Below are 18,993 nucleotides of genomic sequence, written 5' to 3' on the forward strand. Positions count from 1 at the left end.
GCGCTGACGGTGGATTCGACAACGGGTGATGTGATCGTTGCTGGTGGTACGCCTCCAGGTGTGCACACCTTGGAATACGAAGTGTGCGAGATCAATGATCCGAGCAACTGCGAAACCAAGACCGTGACGGTGAATGTCAGCGCAGGTCAGCTGCCATCAACCGTAACAGCGCCGCGTGAAGTTGATTTCGCTATCGTTGATCAAAGGCCTCCTGTAATCACTGAAATCACGTTTGACGGCACAACGCCTGCATCCTGGCAAGATTTGACTGCTACGGTACAAACTCCTGCTGTGCCAGCGCAGCCTGGAGCTCCAGTGCCAACGGTTAATCCATTGACTGGTGAGGTCTTGGTGCCTGCAAATACTCCTGCTGGGACGTACACAATCGAGTTGAAGGTATGTGAGCGCGCTATTGGCGAGGCCAACTGCACGACTTTGATTGTTCCTGTGGTGGTAGATGACTCTCTGAGCACCAGCGAAGTGGTCTCTGAGCCGATCTCTGCATCCAAAGGCGGCCAGACCGACAATATGCTGACCTCTGGTACGAAGAATGGTGAGCCAATCGTCTTCGATGACATGGACTTCACGATCACTAAACCTGCCACTCCAACCCGACCAGGCGCAGCTGTGCCTGAGCTGGATGTGAGCACAGGTATTGTGACGGTTGCTCCTGGAACACCAGCTGGTACTTATAGCATTGAGTATCAAATGTGTGATCGTAATGATCCTGATGAGTGCGCAACTGGTGTTTTGACAATCATTGTGGTGAACGAGGAGATTGTTCCGGTGCCAGTGGATAGTCCAATTGGCTTATTGTTGAGTGCGATGGGGTTGACCTTCTTGGCCTCCCGCGTACGCCGCAAGCGTCAATCGTGATGAAGTAAGGAAGACTGCAGCGTTGTTTGACCGATAACACTGCGTCTTAGAGCAAAGGCTACTCTGTAACAGGAGTAGCTCAGACTGCCGATAACCCCCCGGTTTTTTGATCGGGGGGTTATTTTTTGGCTTTGTGTGAATTGACCAGGGTTTTATAGATAGTTCGCAGCCCCCTATTGCCGTTTTAATAGGAGCCCATATGAGCGCAAAACGTTACCCCGAAGAAGTTCGGGTTGAAGCGGTCGAGCAAATCCTTGAACATGGCCACAGCTTGGCCGATTTCTCACGCCGTTATTGATGAGTGCACCCTCTGCCGTTATCAAGGCATCAAGCTGCAGCAAATGCCAGCAGTACAGCGGCACACGCAGGTCGGCCAAAGCGAGGAGTTGCGGCTTTTAAAAGTTGAACTCCAACGGGGCACCGAAGAGAGGGATATCCTAAAAAAGGCGGTGTCCCTCGCTACCAGTCAGATTCAAGTACGNTGTCCCTCGCTACCAGTCAGATTCAAGTACGCATTCATCGTACAAAAATCAGTCTGCCTTGAATATTGCGCGCATGTGCGGGTTGCTGGATTTGCACCCATTGTGGCTAGAAAATAAAAAAGCCACCCTTAAGGATGGCTTTTTCAAGTTCAATCAACGGTTGAACTTGATTGTTTGGCGGAGAGGGAGGGATTCGAACCCTCGGTAGGCTATTAACCTACACACGCTTTCCAGGCGTGCGACTTAAACCGCTCATCCACCTCTCCGGGAAACCGCAATTGTAGCGCGTTTTTTTGACCTGCAGATGAAAAAGCCAATTTTATTTAAAAATATCTAAAGAGGCTGGGATCTCGTATGGCGCGGAGTGCTGTGCGGCTTCTGCTAGCGTTGATTTCTTGTGCTGCTACTGTGTCGCACTGGCAAAGCAGCCTTGACTTACATTCTGTGTCTGGACTGAACGGCACGCTTGCGATATGTGTTGGGCTGCGAACCTCAACTCTAGACCTGACTGTGTTTGGCAGCAGCTGCAGTTGCTGTCGAAAGTGCATGCAATACCCAGTCACCCAGTGCTTGTTGGTCTGAGCGCCTGGGGCGGTTTGTGAAAGTGGTTGCAGCTTACAACTTCTGCGTTTGGTTCAAAACAGCGCAGGATTTAATTGATTCAATGCCTTTGATTGTTCGATGGAAATTGGTTTTGCCAATTGAATATATTTGGTTATTTTTAAATGGAGTTAATTCATGGTGCATTGCATCAATGGATTGTTTGCAGGGGGTATTCGGAAAGGGGCTTGCAGTGCATAATCCGCCATTTTCTATGCACCCAGGGAAGAAAATGGCAGCAAGCGCATCGCCATTATTTTCTCTTCTACGCAGTGTTGTTTGACCATCTGAGAGCCGCTCATGCTCCCCCTCCAAAAAATTGAATTTCTTATCTCCAACCTATTGATTTTATAAATGCAATTGTCACAACGTCAAGGTTTTGAGAGGTTTCAACTGGCAGGCAGGTGGGGTGCTTGCGCCAGTTTTTGTTGTAAGCGCTCGAGACTGTTGATTGAGAGCTGCGCGATCTATTTTGTAATGAATTATTATGTTGACCTTGTGTGACATTTAAATGATGGATGTATGACAAAATGCCCGATCGGATCAATTTTATTATGTGATTGATGTGTAAGGAGGCGGGTGCGCAATGGACCATCACTACCGGAGTGCAACAGCGTTTAAGCAGTTCGATTCTCCCGCTATTGAATTTGGGCAGGCCGCTTCGCCGGCCATTAATTGGCAGGATTTTTTGTTGCAGCGCTTGCCGCATCAAGAAAATGGCATTCAAGATTATGAGCTGCCCAATTGGCCAGGACGTGTTTGGTTAAAACGCGCACGGCCCAAGCGCAGTGCGCTGCTCTATGCCATGCTCAATAAGACGGCAGGCTTGCTGCGCTTGCCTTGGCTCAAGGCATCATCGAGTGCGTTAGGGGGCACGTTCAGCTCTGCTGTTGAGTTGCGTAGGCTGCAAGAGCTTGCGCAGGCAGGTATTCGCGTACCGCATGTATTGGCGCATACCGTGGGTGCGATCCTGATGCAAGATGCGGTGGTCGGTGTTGGGCGATCAGAATCGCTGCAACACAGGATTGAATCGCACTTTGCCAATGGCCAGCCAGAAGCCGCATTGGGTTACTGGCAGCAAGGCTTGTATGCCTTGTCCGAAGTGCACCATAAAGGCCAGTATTTAAGCCAGGCCTTCTCACGCAATATCGTTATCAGTTCTGAGGGCGAGATCGGTTTTGTGGATTTTGAAGACGATCCACTCGAGGTGATGGATTTGCCGGACTGCAAGGTGCGCGACCTGTTTTGTTATCTACATTCGACCGCATGGCCGATTGCACAGGCGGGAGTGGTTCCCCAGGCCCAGGCGATTTTGTCGCAGTGGATCGTCCAATATGGCGAGGCGGAGCGCCAGGCTTTCCGCCAGGCGACTCAGCGCGTGCGTTATTTGCGCCTGTTGCCAACAAAGCGCCGCTATGGCAAAGATGTGGTGCGCATTCGATTCTCGTATGCATTGCTTAGCAACGCGATCGGCCGCTAGGTCAATTCCACAGCGTTGATCTACAGCACTGGGCGAGTGGGCCTTGGTACGGTCTCTGGCTTTCTAGCAAGGGGTGCGTTGCATGCCGCACCGTGGCACCTGCGTTGAACGCCGGTGCCACGTCGCTGTGAGTTCGCCTTTTTAAATGGATTGGTGGCCCGAGCACGCCTTCCGTCGTGAACGCCGGCGTTGGCGATGTTGTTGCCATAGTGGTGCAGATTCCGCTCTTTTATCTTAATAATGCTCAAATTGAGTATTACAATGCCTGCCGATGAATGGGCGCGCTGCAGTAGTGAGACTGAGGCGATCAACGGCCCTTCTTTGTTGAAAGGCTTTGTGCATGTCTGTTCGTTCTTTTCTGCAATCGCGCAATATCGAGTTCTCGCTGCGCCGCTATGGCATTGATGCCCTGAACTACATGACCTTGGGCTTGTTTGGCTCTTTGGTGATTGGTTTGATTCTGAAAACGGTGGGCGGCTGGACTGGCCAGCCTTGGTTGATTGAGGCGGGGACGATGGCGCAGCAAAGCATGGGGGCCGCCATTGGGGTTGCCGTCGCCTATGGTTTGCAGGCGCCTCCCATTGTGATTTTTGCCAGTGCGGCCATTGGTGCCCTGGGTGCCAAGCTGGGCGGGCCGGTGGGGTGTTTCTTTGCGGTGGCAGTCGCCAGCGAGATGGGCAAATTGGTGAGCAGAACGACGCCGCTGGATATCATCGTCACGCCTGCGACTGCTTTGGTCAGTGGCTTTTTGGTGGCGCAATGGATCTCGCCCTTTATCGGCAATGTGCTGCAGGTCACTGGCAACACGATTCAATGGGCAATGAGCTTGCAGCCATTTGTGATGAGCATCATCTTGGCGGTTGTGATGGGCATGATTTTGACTGGACCGACCTCCAGCGCGGCTTTGGCGATTTCGCTGAACCTGGGGGGCTTGGCTGGCGGGGCTGCTACGGTGGGCTGCGCCGCGCAAATGATTGGCTTTGCGACCATGAGCTACCGTGAAAACGGCGTCTCGGGTTTGTTAAGCCAGGGGCTGGGCACCAGCATGTTGCAGTTGCCCAATATTGTGCGTAATCCGCGCATCTGGATTCCTCCGATTTTGGCCGCCGCCATTTTGGGGCCGATTGCTACCTTGGGTTTTGGCATGCAAAACGTGCCTACTGGTTCGGGTATGGGCACCAGTGGCTTTGTCGGGCAGGTCGGTACTTTGGCTGCGATGGGCGACAGTGCCCAGGTATGGCTGTCCATTGGCTTGCTGCATTTTCTGTTGCCAGCCGTGCTGACTTTGGCATTTGCTGCAGTGCTGCGGCGTATCGGCTGGATTCGCCCTGGCGACTTGAAGATCGACGCGAAGATATGAGCGTGTGCATCGCCAGCACTGCCGCAGACCGTGCTGGCCAAGTCGTTTAATCGGCTTGCAGTGTGGCCGCGATCTGGCTAGCCCATGCACGCACCGCATCCCAGTCCGTGTATTCCACTTCAAGGCGGGTATCAGTCACGCCACCGGTGATGCGCATGATCAGGCCAATCATGTGTTTGTCCAGCCAACCATAGCGTGGGTAGCGCAGCGCGCCTGGGAAGACGGCGGCCCATTGCGGCTGCAGCCCCTGCTGCTGCAGGCGTGCCAAAAATTGCTGGGTGTTGCGGTGGGCCTCGGGGCTGCGTTTTTCAGGTTTGCGCGCGGTCAGACTGACCGAGGCAAAGCCCCAAGGTGTTTGCGCAGCTGCCGCTTGCTGCGCGTGAATGAATGGCGCCAGGGACTTGGCGAAGCGGCCATAACGCACCGATGCAATCCACAGCACCGCCCGCCAGTGCCCGGCAATCGCTTGCACTGCTTGCCCGCTTGGCAAGGCCATGCAGTGGGCCGCAATGCCTTGCTGGCGCAACTGCTCTGCAATGGCCAAGGTGATCTGCTTGGCCTGCCCAAAATGGCTGGCATAGACCAGCAAGACGGGGGGCTGCGTCAATGCCTGTGTGGCGTCAGGTGGTGAGGGCGTGCACATGCCGATGGCCTTGGCTTAGGCGGTCGCCACATCGGCGGTTGTGGTGGGCGCGCCCAAATTGCGCAGCACATCGCGCACCATTTGCACACGGTCGCGCATCTCAGGCAATGCGCGCTCAATGCGTAGCTTGTCATTGCCTGCGAGTTTGATGTGGCGGTTTTTCTGGATCATCTCGATGATGCGCAGCGGCTCGATGGGCGGATTGGGGCGGAAGCTGATGACAATGGCCGCCGGCGAAGCATCGACTTTTTGCACGCCGTACGGCTCGCACAGAATGCGCAGGCGGTGCGTATCGATCAAGGACTGCACTTGCTCTGGCGGTTTGCCAAAGCGGTCGACAATTTCTTCGAGCAGGCCATCAATGGCATCAAGGCTGTGCGCCGTGGCCAGGCGTTTATAAAACGACAGGCGCACATGCACATCGCCGCAGTAGTCATTGGGCATCAGCGCAGGCACGTGCAGGTTGATCTCGGTTACTGCCTGCATCGGTGCCAGCAAGTCAGGTTCTTTGCCCGCTTTAAGGGCCTTGACTGCGTCAGAGAGCATCTCGTTGTAGAGCTGAAAGCCAATTTCCAGCATATTGCCGCTTTGGTGTTCGCCCAGCACTTCACCGGCGCCACGAATCTCCAGGTCGTGCATTGCCAGGTAAAAACCACTGCCGAGCTCCTCCATGTCTTGAATGGCATCGAGGCGTTGCTGCGCTTGTTTGGTCAGGCCCTCCACATCGGGCACCATCAAATAGGCATAGGCCTGGTGGTGGCTGCGGCCGACCCGGCCACGCAATTGGTGCAACTGTGCCAGACCGAATTTGTCCGCACGGCTGATCACGATGGTGTTGGCCGTGGGCACGTCAATGCCGGTTTCAATGATGGTGGAGCACAGCAAGATGTTGTAGCGCTGCGCGACAAAGTCACGCATGACTTTCTCCAGCTCGCGCTCAGGCATTTGGCCATGCGCAACGGCAATGCGGGCCTCGGGCAGGATTTCCTGCAGCTTGTCGCGGCGGTTCTCAATCGTGTCGACTTCGTTGTGCAAAAAGTAGACCTGGCCGCCACGCTTGAGCTCGCGCAGTACGGCCTCGCGAATCACGCCCTGATTTTCGCTGCGCACAAAGGTTTTGATTGCCAGGCGTTTTTGCGGTGCGGTTGCAATCACCGACAAGTCGCGCAAACCTTCCAGGGCCATGCCCAAGGTGCGCGGAATGGGGGTGGCTGTCAGTGTCAGCACATCGACTTCGGCGCGCAGTGCTTTCATGGCTTCTTTGTGGCGCACACCAAAGCGGTGCTCTTCGTCAATGATCAACAGGCCCAGGTTTTTGAAATCAATCGACGAGGACAGCAGCTTGTGTGTGCCCACCACAATGTCCACTGTGCCTTCAGCCAGGCCTTTGGCGGCGGCATTGATTTCCTTGGTGGTGCGAAAACGGCTCATTTGTTCGACCTTGACTGGCCATTTCGAGAAACGGTCGGTCAAGGTCAGGTAATGCTGCTCGGCCAGCAAGGTCGTGGGCGCGAGCAGCGCCACCTGTTTGCCGCCCAGCACTGCGACAAACGCGGCGCGCAGCGCCACTTCGGTTTTGCCAAAGCCGACATCGCCGCAGACCAGCCGGTCCATCGGCTGGGGGCTGACCATGTCCTGGATCACGGCATGGATGGCGGCCAATTGGTCAGGCGTTTCTTCAAATCCAAAATCCTTGGCGAACACCTCGTATTCGCTGGGGCTGAAGCGGAACGAATGGCCTTGGCGCGCAGCACGGCGCGCATAAATGTTGAGCAGTTCAGCGGCCACATCGCGCACTTGCTCGGCGGCTTTGCGCCGTGCTTTTTCCCATTGGCCTGAGCCGAGTTTGTGCAGCGGCGCTTCATCGGCTGCCACGCCGCTGTAGCGGCTGATTTGCTGCAGCTGGCTCACCGGCACGTACAGCACGGCCTCGCCCGCGTATTCCAAATGCAGGAATTCCTGCAGGGCGGGGCTGCCATCGGGGTTTTTCTGCCCCATGTCCATATTGACCAGGCCGTGGTAGCGCCCAATGCCGTGCTGTGCATGCACGACCGGGTCGCCCAGCTTCAATTCGGCCAGGTCCTTGATCAGCGAGTCGACATTGCTGGCTTGTTCATGGCGCTTGCGCTTGCGGGTGGTGGGCTCGGCATTGAACAGCTCGGTTTCTGTGACCAGATCAATGCCAGCATCCAGCCAGCCAAAGCCGCGTTGCAATGCGCTGGTGGCAATGCCGATTTTTTCATCGCTGCTCTGAAATTCGGCCAGGCTGTCAAAGCCGGGGCTGCTCAGGCCACTGGCCCGCAGGAAATCGGCCAATGTTTCACGCCGCCCAGCGCTCTCGGCCAGCACCAGCACCCGTTGCTGGGTAGTGCGCAAATGGCTTTGCAGGCGTGCCAATGGGTCATCGGCACCGCGAACTGCCGAGATATCGGGGAGGGCCTGAAAATCGGCAGCTGCATGGCTGGCCTCGCTGTGGGCCGCGGCCTCATCGGCTGCGGGGCGCAGCGACAATTGCGCCAGTGGCTTGCACAGGCTGTAGAACTCTTCGGTGCTGAGAAACAGCGCAGCAGGCGGCAGGGCTGGGCGCTCTTGATCGCCTTGCAGCAGGCGGTAGCGCTCTTGCGTGTCTTGCCAAAAGCGCTGCAGCGACTGGTCCAGCGGGCCGTGCAAGACCAGTGAGGTGTGCTCGCCCAGGTAATCGAAGACGGTGGCCGTTTCTTCAAAAAACAGCGGCAGGTAATACTCAATACCGGCAGTGGCCACGCCATTGCCCATGTCTTTGTAGATGCGGCTTTTGGTCGGGTCGCCTTCGAGCAGTTCGCGCCAACGGCCGCGAAACTGCTTGCGTGCGTCTTCGTCCATCGGGAATTCGCGCCCAGGCAAGAGGCGAATTTCCGGCACCGGGTACTGGCTGCGCTGGGTGTCTGGGTCGAAGGTGCGGATCGAGTCGATTTCGTTGTCGAATAAATCGATCCGGTAGGGCAGCGCTGCGCCATTCGGGTACAGGTCAATCAAACTGCCGCGCACGGCGTATTCACCGGGGCTGACGACCTGGCTGACATGCTGGTAGCCAGCCATCGTCAACTGCTCTTTGAGCTTGGCCTCATTGAGCCTTTGCCCTGATTTGAAAGCAAAGGTGTAGGCCGCCAAAAACGACGGCGGTGCCAGGCGGTACAGCGCGGTAGTGGCTGGAATCAACAGCACATCCGCCTCGCCTTGCTGGATGCTCCACAAGCTGGCCAAGCGCTCGCTGATCAAATCCTGGTGGGGCGAGAAGCTGTCGTAGGGCAGGGTTTCCCAATCAGGGAACAGCACGGGTTTGAGGGTCGGCTCAAAAAACACCATCTCGCGCAGCAGGCGCAAGGCGTCGCGGGCGTCAGCCGTGACAATCGCCGTGCGTTTGCCCTGCGCTTTTTCACGCTGCGCCAGTTGGCACAGCAGCAGTGCATCGGCAGAGCCCACTGGCATGGGCATGGTGTAGCGGTGTCCCGGGGTGATTTTGGGGAGATTCATCGACATGTGTGAGATGCAGTGTGGGCCATGGCCTGCGCTGTGGCCGTGCTCGCCTCAAAATGGGCGTGTGGCGAGTCAGGCTAAGACAGTCGCTGCAGTACCCAAAAGCGAAAAATAAAAACACCAATACCCCATGTCAATGGGGTATGGCTGTCAGTTACGCAGGGCATTTTATAAGCAGATGCAAACTGGCGTGCGCTGTAGGACACAGCTGCCACACAACGGCGTTGGTTTCATTGGAGCTTGTATTGCGAGATTGCGGCTTCGAGAGCTTTCATATGGTCTAGGGAAGCTGGGCGTGACCAGCAACGCAGCGGTGACGGTGGGCAGGTCTTGGGCACGATGAATCGGTGCAAAGACCATTGAAAACGGGTTGGAACTGTCGATGATTGTCATTCTATTGACATATGCGGTCACTACAGTGCCGAGGTTTTACGGCTTTGCCGTTTACTTTTGCTATAGGACCGATTGCATGTTGAACAGATCTTCTTGGAAATGCCTCACCCCAGCGGTGGCCGCAGCCGTATTAGTGGCATGTGGGGGCAGTGACAATGGGTCAAACGCCGTTGAGGTACCAGTGCCAGCCACGAAGTATCGGGTTCTGCCGTACTTGCAAAACCCGTCTTATGACGCGATGACCATTCGCTGGCTGACCGATACCAATGTGCCAGGCACTTTGGTCGTGGAGGGGGTTGGTGCATTTGAGTCCCAGCCTGAGCTGGCCCAGCATTTGGTGTATGCAGAGTCGGAGGTGGCCTATATCCATGGCGACAAGAATAAAGGGGAAATCCACAGCGATACGCCTGCAGGTCAAGCGCCTGTTACCCCTTACATGCACGAAGTGCGTGTGACCGGTCTACAAGCCAACACCCAATACCAATACAAGGTAGAGCAACCAGGTACAGAGCAAGCCTTTAGTGCCCATTTCAAGACGGCACCTGCACAAGGTGCGCGTGCATCACTGCGTTTTGTCGTGATGTCGGATATGGAAACAGAGCCAGAGTCGACGGCAAAAACGGTGGACTGGGCTGCCAGTGCGGCCGCAATCGGCGGCGATAAACTGGAGTCTGATCCAAGCACTTACAAACGCCAGTATCCGGTTGACCAGACGACAGGCTACCAGGCCACGATACGCCATGCAGCGCAGCGCAGCCCAGACTACTGGCTGATTGCGGGTGATTTGGTGGAGAAGGGGGGACGCCAGCTCGATTGGGATGAGTTTTGGCGCCATGGCGCGGGCGAGTGGGGCACATTGGCCTCCACAACCCCGATTTTGCCTGCACTGGGCAATCATGAGAACTATTGGCACCCTACCGAGGGCGCCTACAGTGTGGCTGCGATTGAGCGCGCATACAGCAAGTGGAATACCTATTGGGACTTGCCTGAGAATGGCAGGAGCAATGCCAATTACCAAGGCCGCTACTATCGCCAAGATATGGGGCCAGTCACATTGATCACCTTGGATTCGTCGAATGGTGATGACAATGACCCACTCAAAGATACCAATTTGCTCATTAACGGCGCTCAGGATAGCGTGCCAGATTTCAACCAAGGCACGGCGCAATGGAATTGGGCAGAAGCGCAGCTTGCGGATGCACGTGCGAAAGGCCAGATTGTTTTTGTTCAATGGCACCATATGCCTTTTGGCACCGGTGTACACAGTTATCCATCGGGTAGTGCAGGCATTGCGCAAGGCCAAGACAACCAGTCCGGTGCGCCGATGCGCATCTACCATGAGCTGATGACGCGTTACGGTGTTACCGCGGTTTTCGCTGGCCACGATGAGTTGCTTGAAACGGTATTGCTCGACGGCGTACAGTATTGGGATGTGGGGTTCGCTGGCGATGGATTGCGCGGACCAGGCTATGTGCCAAGCAATACGTATGTGCCCATTGATACCTTGCCGCCAGAGGCGCAGCAGACCCATTGGAGTGCCCATGGCGATGCGCCAGAAGTCTGGGAAGGCGAGCGCCTTGTCAGTGGTGGCAAACACTATGGGTTTTTAGAGGTCGATGTCACCCCTGAAAACCAGGGCTACCGCGTGAAAATGACCCCGCGCTACAACCTGCCAGTCATGGATGTAGCCGGTAAGGCGACAGGGGAGTTCCAATACTTGGCCTACGACAAGGTCGTGGATGTGCTGGTTGCCAACTAAGAGCCTGTTGGCGATCTTTTCGCAGACCGCGCACCGTGCCTTTTGGACTCCAACCCAAAGGGCTAGGCACAAAAAACGCATTGCGGCGTTGCCTGTTTTTTGTGCCTTGCGCGCCAGCGAAAAGCATCGTCAATAGGTTCCAAGACATGGCCGCTGCAGTGGGCTAGGACAGCCCTTGCACCACGGCATGTTTGAACGCACCGAGCGTGTGGCTGCCTTGCCTCATCTATGCCGCAATAACCGCTCGACAGCGGCTATTGAGTGTTGCTGATTGGCTAGTCACACCACATCGGGGCAGCGTTTTGACAATCGGCCTGCGGGTGCCTTATTGGCCAGACGGGTGCGCGCTGGCAGGCAGCAAGTGCGGTGCCAGCGCAGCAGTCGCAGCCAGGCTGGTCATTTCAGAGTGCAGGAAAGGCACCTCAATCACACGCACATCACTGGCATAGGCCTGCCACAGGCCCGCTTGCAGTTGTGGCTTGTTGGCATGGTCTTGGGCTGCGCGCACATGGGTCAGGACGCCGTTGTATGCGCGGTGGTGGTGCTGGCGAATCAGGCGGTTGGTGTCGGTCACCACACGGATCACGCCGGCCAGGGCTGCGTCGGGCAGCTTGCCCAGGGCCGTATCGCCGCTTTGCAGGAAGGCGATCAGCTTGGCCTGGGTATCCAGCTCTGGATAGCCTTCAGGGTCGTAGCCAGCAATCGCCAGCAAGGCCCGCAGTGCCTGCAAAGGCGTGGGTTCGGGTTCGGCACGCCAGACATCGGCCGGGTAGGCGTCTAGCAAGGCCACCAGGCCCAGGCTGCGGCCCATGGCTTGCAGCTCGACCGCCATGGCTTGCGCCAAAATACCGCCCACCGACCAACCCAGCAGGTGGATGGTGCCAGTGGGCTGAACGTCGATGACGCGCTCTGCGTATTGCCGTGCCAACGTGTCAATGCTGTCAGGCAAGGGCGCTGCCGGGTCCAGCGCGGGCGATTGCAGGCCGTAGACTGCGCGCGGCACTGAGTCCGCGGGCATGAACGGCGTTTGCAGCGGGTGCGACAAGGCTCTGGCTAAGTGGCGATAGCCCCAGCTGATGCCGCCTGCGGGGTGAACCACAAACAACGGGCTGTGGTCTTGCCCCTGCTGGCCTGCGCTGCGCTGCCCGCTGGGGGCGGCACTGGCGAGTTGAATCATGGGCGCGAGGCCACTGTCAAAGCTGACTTTTTCGTCATCAATCAAGGCTGCAAATGCCGTGATGGTAGGACTGGCAAACAAGGCGCCCAGACCGGGGTTGCGCTGCCACTGCTCTTGCACCAGGAGCAGCAACTGCACTGCGGCCAGCGAGTCACCGCCGAGGCTGAAGAAGTCGCTATCGGCATCGATCTGGCCCAGCGGCACTTGCAACACGTCGGCAAACAATGCGGCCAGTTGTTGCTCGGTCGCGGTGTGCAGGGTCCGGCCACTGCCGCTGCTGAAAGCGGGCGCAGGCAGGGCTTTGCGGTCGAGCTTGCCGTTGCTGGTCACAGGCCAGTCCTGCATCAGAACAAAGGCGGCCGGCACCATGTAGTCGGGCACTTGGCTGGCAATAAAACGTTTGAAGGCATCGAGCTCAAAATCGCCATTGGCCTGTACATAGGCAACAAGCTTCTTATCGCCAGCGCGGTCTTCGCGCACGATCACATTGCCTCGGCTGATTTGGCCGCTGGCCTGCATTGCGGCATCGATCTCACCGAGTTCAATGCGCAGGCCGCGCAGCTTGACCTGGTGGTCGCTGCGGCCAATGTATTCAAGCGCTGCGTCGCTGCGCCAGCGGGCCAGGTCGCCGGTTTTGTACATGCGCTCGCCAGCGTGGAACGGGTCAGCGACAAAGCTGGCCTTGGTAAGGTCGTCCCGCCCCAGGTAGCCGCGCGCCAGTTGCACACCCGCCAGGTACAGGTCGCCTGCCACGCCGGCAGGTACCGGATGCAATTGGGCGTCCAGCACATACAAACGGGTATTCCAGACCGGATAGCCAATTGGCACAGGGCGTGAGGTGTCTGCGGCATCGGCGGGCCAGAAGCTCACATCGACTGCCGCCTCAGTAGGACCGTACAAATTGTGCAGTTGCGATTGCACCGTGGCATGGGTTTGGTCGCGCAGGTCGGCTGGCAATTCTTCACCGCTGGTGAAAATGCGCTGCATCACAATCCCGCGTGTGCTCGGCTCGGCGACAAACGCCGCCAGCATCGATGGCACGAAATGGCAAGTGCCAATGCGTTGCTGGCGGATGATACGGGCCAGCCAGGCAGGGTCGCGGTGGGCTTCGGGTGGGGCCACTACCAGGGTGGCGCCGCACAGGAACGGCAGGAAAAATTCCCAGACCGACACATCAAAGGTCGCGGGGGTTTTTTGCAGAATGCGGTCGCTGCTCTGAAAGCCGTAGTGCTGGCGCATCCACTCCAGGCGGTTGACGATCGCCTGGTGCTCAATCATCACGCCCTTGGGCTCGCCGGTTGAGCCAGAGGTGTATATCACATAGGCCAGGTCGTGCGGCGAAGGGGGTGTCAATGCACTGACCGCGCTGTCTGTGCTGATCGGCCAGGCGTCAGCGTGCAGCTGCGGCAGCTCGGCTGGCAGCAAATGGCCGTCTTCGGCCAGATTCAGTGCGCACAAGGGCCTGGCCAAGCGGACCACGCGTGCCAGCCGCTCAGGCGGGTGCTGCAAATCCAGCGGCAGATAAGCACCACCTGCGCGTTGCACGGCAATCAAGGCGATGACCAATTCCAGCGAACGGGGCAGGGCGACTGCAACCACACTGTCTTTGCCCACGCCCTGGGCTTGCAAGGCCAGTGCCAGTGCCCGCGTGCGCGTTTCTAATTCCGCGTAGGTCAGCACCTGGCCCTCAAACTCCAGTGCTGGCGCTTGTGGGCTGCGGCGCATTTGCGCCTCAATGAGGGCCACCAGGGTGGTGCTGGGCACCGGGTGGGCCGTGGCATTGACACCATGCACATAGCGCTGCGCTTCGGCTGGGCTGGCCAGCACGATTTCGCCCAAGGTGCGGGCTTTGAGCGCTTGGCTGATGAAGTGTGGCAAACGCTGCAGGTGGGCCTGCACGCTGGCCAAGTCGTACAGTTCTGGGTTAGCTTCGATCTCCAGTTCCAGCGTTTGCCGGGCGTCACCGCGAAAACCAATCGTGATGTCGTCAATCGGGCCGGTGCCCAAAATTTCCAGGTGCGCTTGCAGGCCATTCAGGTGAATGGGTTTATAGAACGGCTGCACATTGATCAGTGGGCCAAACAGGCGGCGGTTGCCGCCCAGCAAACCCAGATCGCGGCGCAATTGCTCGCTGCGATAGCGGCCATGGCGGCGCGCGCGCAATTGTGCGCCGGCCATGCTTTGTACAAATTCCAGTGTGTTGTGGTTGGCCTCGGCGGCGATGCGCAGCGGCAGAATATTCATCACCATGGCCGGCACGCGGGCACTGACACTGCCTAAGCGGCCCATGTAGGGAATGCCGACCACGGTTTCTTCGGCGGCGGCCATGCGCTGGCAGTACAGTGCGACCAAGGCCGTCAGCACATCGGGCCAAGGGGTGGCTGCTTGTTCGGCAAAGTCCAGCAATGCTGCGCGCCAAGCGGCATCGAGCGGCTCGCGCAGATGCAGGCAATGGTGGGCAGCGATGGCTTTGGCACTCGGGTTATTGGCCATGCTGGCCACTTCAGGCGCGGCCTGAAATTGTGCCTGCCAATAGGCGGCGTCTTTGAGGCGTTTGTCGCTGCCCTGGTAGTGGGCGGCTTCTTGCAGTACAGCGTCGAGCGAGCCCAGCGGACGCGCTTGCATGGCTGCTGTTGGGCCTGGCTCAGCGCCTAACTGGGCGTTGTACAACTCGACAACACGACTCTCCCACAAGGCCATGCCGTAGCCGTCGTTGAGCAAATGGTGGGCGCGCTGGTACCAAACAGCATGCGCATCGCTCAATAAGAACAAGCACTGGCGAGCCAAGCGGTCTTGGTGCGGGTTCAATGCCTGACCCATATCGGCCTGCATGGCTTGGCGTGCATTGTCCATAGCCGCTTGCAGCTGCGCCTCTGTGGTGCCAGCGGTGTTGGCGCGCCAGTCCAGCACTTCCAGCGTCGGCAGGTGCGTGGCGTCCACATACTGCTCTACGCCCTGCGCGGTTTCTCTAAAGCGCAGCTGCAAGCTGAGTGCTTCGCTGCTGGCCTGGTTGGCCGCTGCCGTAAAGGCCGCGATGTCCAGCGGGCCTTGCAGCCACAGTGCATGGCCGGTATTGAAGCTGGGATTGGCCGGGTTGAGTTTCTGGGCATACCATAGCCCTGATTGGGCTTCGCTTAAAGGCCAGACAGTGGCATCGGTGGCTGGGAGTCTGTCTGGTGCATTCATGAGAGGCATGGCGCAAATTGCATGGGAAAGTGACTGGGCCAGTCCTAAAGCCGACTGCCGCAGCGAAATCGAACCATGGTCTGTACAGGCCATGGGCGTTGGAGCGGCTTTAACGCGTTCTAAGCGTTGATTTGGGCCAGGCGCTTTTGCACCACACTCCACCAGCCATCCAGCGTTGAGTGCTCGGCAATCTCAGAGAAATCCAGGCCAATGCCGGTTTCATTCCAGGTCACCAGCAGGTTCAGAACCCGCATTGAGTCTAGGCCCATGTCCATCAAATTGTCATCAAGCAGGATGTTCTCTGGTGATTCATGCACCATACGGGCGATATCGGCTCGCATGCGTTCGAGGGTCAGGGTGTTCGTAGTCATCGGGATGGAATGGGGCAATGTATGGCCTTGCCACTGCTTGACTGGCGCTATGCCAATGCATCAAAGGTGGCTTGGTTGGGCCATTCAGGCTCCTGAAAAAGCGAAGCCTTTATTCTGCCATAAGAATGTTAAATAAAACTCATTATCACCTGAGAGGTGCTTGAATTTTTCACTGCCCGATTTAGATCGTAAACACGTTCTTAGGGACTTTGTTGACGCAGCAGCTTGGCAATGCCATTCAATCGCGTGAGACAGGTCAGCAAAGAGCCCGCAGCTATCAGCACGCTGGCAAGCAGCAAGCTAAAGAGCGTGTGGTTCAGTGGCCACTCCAGCATGGCCAGCAAGCAGGCAATGGTCATGATGGCCATGCGGTGTTGTTTGGCCATGGGGCCTCTGAACGATTGAGGCAGGTTCAAGGAGCCGCCCAACACGCGAATATAGGCAGTCAGTGCCGCGGCCAAGGCCCCCAACCAGCCCAGCCAATCATGGCCAATCGCATAACCCAGGGCGACAATCAAAATCGTGTCGGCAACGCGGTCGGGCACTTCGTTGTACAAAGCACCAGTGGCGGTTTTTTTGCCGCCTTCAATCGCGACCATGCCATCGATGACATTGCACAATAGGCGCAGCTGGATGCCAACAATGCAGGCCAGCATATTCCAGCCCATGGGCAATAACAGCAAGCCCAGCGCGCCAAGACCCGCAAACACCATGCTGGCTACCGAGATCATATTGGGCGTGATCTGGGAGTGGGCCAGGCTGCGGCTGAGGCTTTGAATCCAGCGGTTCGAGCGCGATTTGATCGGGCGTCGGGCCATGTCTTCTTCTTGATTCAGAGGCGGCTGCGGAAGGGGGGAGGAGGGCTCGGTCATAGGCTTTCAATGGAAAAGGGCCTGCCATGCACGAGGTCAGGCCTGCATGCATAGAGGGCGCGCCCAAGATAGGGGCAGCAGCGCGCTGTTGAAGGAAAGTGCCAATATGCGCTGAGATGGCATTGTGCGCCAGTATCATGCTGGCACAATTGTGAATCAGGCAACGATATGAAATTGAAAATCATTGTGGGTACGGCCAGTGACAACGCACTGTATGTTGCCCAAGCGGTTCAGGCAGCATTGGCTGCGGAATTTGAAGCCATCGATCTGCATTTGGCCAATGCTCAGAGCCAAGCAGAACTCTTGGATTTGGCTGCTGACGAGGTGGCCTTGGTTTGCACTTCTACGCATGGCAATGGCGATGTGCCGGAGAATTTGCAGCCTTTGTATGCGGATTTGGACCAGCACCCCCGTTATTTGGGTGGTTTGCGCTATGGGGTGATTGCGCTGGGCGACAGTTTTTATGGCGACACCTATGCGGCAGGCGGCAGATTGTTCGATGCCAGATTGCAGGATTTGGGTGCCCAACGCGTGGGCGATATGTTGCTGCTCGATGCCAGTGAAGACGCTGATGCCGAGGCCATTGCTGCCGAGTGGGCGCAAGCATGGGTTAAGAGCCTGGGCTGACCATGCCTTTTTGGGGCAGTTGCCAGTGGAGGGGGCTCTGCAGGGCATATACAAGCCATGCTGCAAAGGTGTTGCCATGCTGCTTGCATTGCACCGCTTTACCGGGGGCGCCGCCAGCTGTGTAAGCAGGTTCTTAAGGCGCTGGATTGCTGATCAAAAAGCTGATGCTGGGCACTGGCTTGCCATGGTCGAGCGGTAATGGGCTGGCTTTTTGAATGGCATTGACGGCCATTGCATCCATGGCGGCAACCCCGCTGCTGTGCTGCACCTTGGCGCTGGTGACATGGCCCGTTTCGTCCATGCTGACAAGCACCTCCACCGTTGCGTTGATGGTGGCGGCAGGCACATGCACCACGTAGTCTTGCAGCTTTGCCTGTACCAGTTGGCCATACTCGGCTACACGCGCAACGGATGGGGCTTGCGCTTGCACAAGCCCTGCGCAGGCAAGGCAGCAAGCGGCCAGCAGAGTGAAAAACCGCATCAGGGACTCCTTGAGCTAGGCAGTGGTGCTGCGTGATGGATTGCAAACCCTTGTTGAGATTGAATGTTAGCCCTTGCCGTTGATGGGTTCGAATACATACGACAGTTGGTCATCAATGACCTCACCATCAAATGCATAGGCCCACTCCAGTTTGTGGAATTGGGTCACATGGCATTTGAGTTGAAAGAGCAGCGCATGGCCTGCCTCATCTCGGCTGCTGGCTTGAAGAATGGCTGAGTAACCTAGGCCATCTGCATCGGTGTAATAGCCGCCTTCGCGCAGAGCAAAGTCTGCAGGGTGGAAGGTGTGTGATAGCTCGACTTGATCGGCCTCGTACTCGACGGTGATGTAGCCAGTCAGTTCGAATTGCATCTGGGTAATGTCTGAATTGCTCATAGCTGCCTTGGTTGTGAGTGGATTGATGCATTGTTTATAACGCATCTTGGCGGTCTGTATTGCCAAACCCCGCAATGAGCTGATTGCGCATGTGAGCGGCTTTGAGCAGACTCTTGCAAAAGACACGGTTGCACGGGCGTTGGCCAGGCGCTTGTTGGTCGCGCGAACAGCTGCGCATAGTGGTTGCGCTTGTTTTTTGGATGTGCCCTTTGGCGGCCATGTGGCAATGGTCTGGGTTATATTTCCAATATTGATTATTTTTTAGTCAGTTTGCTTGACCATATATTCAATTGTTTGGGCCATTGCGAGATGATGGCGGCTCTTGCAACTACCTGACTTTTGCCATGCCGCGCAAACGAAAACCCAACTACTTTCGCTCGCTGTATTTGCTGCCTTACGCCTTGCTTGCAGTGTGTGCTCCCATCCTGTTTCAGCAAACCATGGGTGTCATCAGTGAGCTGGGCAATATGCCGATGAAGCCCTACGGTGGCATTCCGTTGTGGATTCTTTTGGTGACCTACGGCTGGGCAGCTTACGCGCTTGCGGCTTCAGTGTGGCGTTTTTACAAGGACCATGTGTTGGGGGAGTACTACGCCGACGTGGTGATGGGGCGGGATCGGTATCAGGAGTTGTGATGACTGGAGGCTGCGAATAAAAAGCCCTCTGGCTGTTGAGCGCCAAGGGCTTGTATCTCTGGAGCATATCCAGACAAAAGAAAAGGCCCTGAAGGGCCTTGATTCTTTTTGAATTCGATGGGGTGACTGATGGGGTTCG

The 18,993-nt window shown here is 57.1% G+C and carries 14 protein-coding genes and 1 tRNA gene; 7 read left to right on the plus strand and 8 right to left on the minus strand.

Translation table 11 applies throughout. From position 1 onward, the window contains the following. Nucleotides 1-876, plus strand: an 876-nt coding sequence (locus E8K88_RS18105) for a hypothetical protein (RefSeq protein ID WP_168797386.1), incomplete at its 5' end; no start/stop codon positions are given. 657 nt (nucleotides 877-1,533) lie between these two features. On the opposite strand, the gene E8K88_RS17365 is transcribed toward E8K88_RS18105, so the two are convergent. After that, a tRNA-Ser gene (locus E8K88_RS17365) sits at nucleotides 1,534-1,624 on the minus strand. Between the two features lie 248 nt (nucleotides 1,625-1,872). Between E8K88_RS17365 and E8K88_RS17370 the strand changes: the two genes are divergently transcribed. The 3 genes from E8K88_RS17370 to E8K88_RS17380 all read left to right on the plus strand — a co-directional run bounded on the left by E8K88_RS17370 (nucleotide 1,873) and on the right by E8K88_RS17380 (nucleotide 4,798). Then, nucleotides 1,873-2,241, plus strand: coding sequence for a hypothetical protein (locus E8K88_RS17370; protein WP_136407939.1), 369 nt, complete (start codon nucleotides 1,873-1,875; stop codon nucleotides 2,239-2,241). A gap of 303 nt (nucleotides 2,242-2,544) precedes the next feature. Continuing rightward, nucleotides 2,545-3,438, plus strand: a complete 894-nt coding sequence (locus E8K88_RS17375; protein WP_136407940.1) for a BUD32 family EKC/KEOPS complex subunit — start codon at nucleotides 2,545-2,547, stop codon at nucleotides 3,436-3,438. Between the two features lie 340 nt (nucleotides 3,439-3,778). Next, the gene (locus tag E8K88_RS17380; protein WP_136407941.1) at nucleotides 3,779-4,798 is read left to right on the plus strand and encodes a PTS sugar transporter subunit IIC; all 1,020 of its coding nucleotides are present in this window, start codon (nucleotides 3,779-3,781) and stop codon (nucleotides 4,796-4,798) included. A 46-nt stretch (nucleotides 4,799-4,844) separates the two neighbouring features. On the opposite strand, the gene hemG is transcribed toward E8K88_RS17380, so the two are convergent. Together hemG and mfd are read right to left on the minus strand one after the other, a co-directional pair. Continuing rightward, the gene (gene hemG, locus E8K88_RS17385) at nucleotides 4,845-5,441 is read right to left on the minus strand and encodes a menaquinone-dependent protoporphyrinogen IX dehydrogenase (protein WP_136407942.1); all 597 of its coding nucleotides are present in this window, start codon (nucleotides 5,439-5,441) and stop codon (nucleotides 4,845-4,847) included. Between the two features lie 15 nt (nucleotides 5,442-5,456). Next, a complete protein-coding gene (mfd, locus tag E8K88_RS17390; RefSeq protein WP_136407950.1) occupies nucleotides 5,457-8,954 on the minus strand; it encodes a transcription-repair coupling factor in 3,498 nt (1,165 codons plus the stop codon). A 577-nt stretch (nucleotides 8,955-9,531) separates the two neighbouring features. On the opposite strand from mfd, the gene E8K88_RS17395 reads away from it, so the two are divergent. Next, nucleotides 9,532-11,109 carry a purple acid phosphatase family protein gene (locus E8K88_RS17395; RefSeq protein ID WP_205880118.1) on the plus strand — a complete coding sequence of 526 codons (1,578 nt, stop codon included), beginning with the start codon at nucleotides 9,532-9,534 and terminating at the stop codon, nucleotides 11,107-11,109. A gap of 325 nt (nucleotides 11,110-11,434) precedes the next feature. Here the strand turns inward: E8K88_RS17395 and E8K88_RS17400 are convergent, their stop codons facing one another. The 3 genes from E8K88_RS17400 to E8K88_RS17410 form a co-directional block, all read right to left on the minus strand. After that, complete coding sequence (locus E8K88_RS17400; RefSeq protein ID WP_205880119.1) at nucleotides 11,435-15,481, minus strand: non-ribosomal peptide synthetase; 4,047 nt, start codon at nucleotides 15,479-15,481, stop codon at nucleotides 11,435-11,437. Nucleotides 15,482-15,591: 110 nt separating this feature from the next. Next, nucleotides 15,592-15,843 (minus strand): phosphopantetheine-binding protein, encoded by a 252-nt coding sequence (locus tag E8K88_RS17405; protein WP_136407944.1) that lies wholly within the window; start codon nucleotides 15,841-15,843, stop codon nucleotides 15,592-15,594. 200 nt (nucleotides 15,844-16,043) lie between these two features. After that, on the minus strand, nucleotides 16,044-16,715 hold the full coding sequence (locus E8K88_RS17410) for a CDP-alcohol phosphatidyltransferase family protein (RefSeq protein WP_136407945.1): 672 nt from the start codon (nucleotides 16,713-16,715) through the stop codon (nucleotides 16,044-16,046). 168 nt (nucleotides 16,716-16,883) lie between these two features. Between E8K88_RS17410 and E8K88_RS17415 the strand changes: the two genes are divergently transcribed. Then, the gene (locus E8K88_RS17415; protein WP_136407946.1) at nucleotides 16,884-17,342 is read left to right on the plus strand and encodes a flavodoxin domain-containing protein; all 459 of its coding nucleotides are present in this window, start codon (nucleotides 16,884-16,886) and stop codon (nucleotides 17,340-17,342) included. 133 nt (nucleotides 17,343-17,475) lie between these two features. On the opposite strand, the gene E8K88_RS17420 is transcribed toward E8K88_RS17415, so the two are convergent. Continuing rightward, the gene (locus tag E8K88_RS17420; RefSeq protein ID WP_136407947.1) at nucleotides 17,476-17,823 is read right to left on the minus strand and encodes a TonB family protein; all 348 of its coding nucleotides are present in this window, start codon (nucleotides 17,821-17,823) and stop codon (nucleotides 17,476-17,478) included. Between the two features lie 66 nt (nucleotides 17,824-17,889). Next, nucleotides 17,890-18,219: a hypothetical protein gene (locus E8K88_RS17425; RefSeq protein ID WP_136407948.1), complete on the minus strand. Its 330-nt coding sequence runs from the start codon at nucleotides 18,217-18,219 to the stop codon at nucleotides 17,890-17,892. A 344-nt stretch (nucleotides 18,220-18,563) separates the two neighbouring features. Here E8K88_RS17425 and E8K88_RS17430 point away from each other — a divergent pair, with 344 nt between their 5' ends. Next, nucleotides 18,564-18,854 carry a hypothetical protein gene (locus tag E8K88_RS17430; RefSeq protein ID WP_136407949.1) on the plus strand — a complete coding sequence of 97 codons (291 nt, stop codon included), beginning with the start codon at nucleotides 18,564-18,566 and terminating at the stop codon, nucleotides 18,852-18,854. The last annotated feature ends 139 nt before the right edge of the window (nucleotides 18,855-18,993 follow it).

The sequence above is a fragment of the Lampropedia aestuarii genome (genome assembly GCF_004803635.1).
GTDB lineage: Bacteria > Pseudomonadota > Gammaproteobacteria > Burkholderiales > Burkholderiaceae_C > Lampropedia > Lampropedia aestuarii.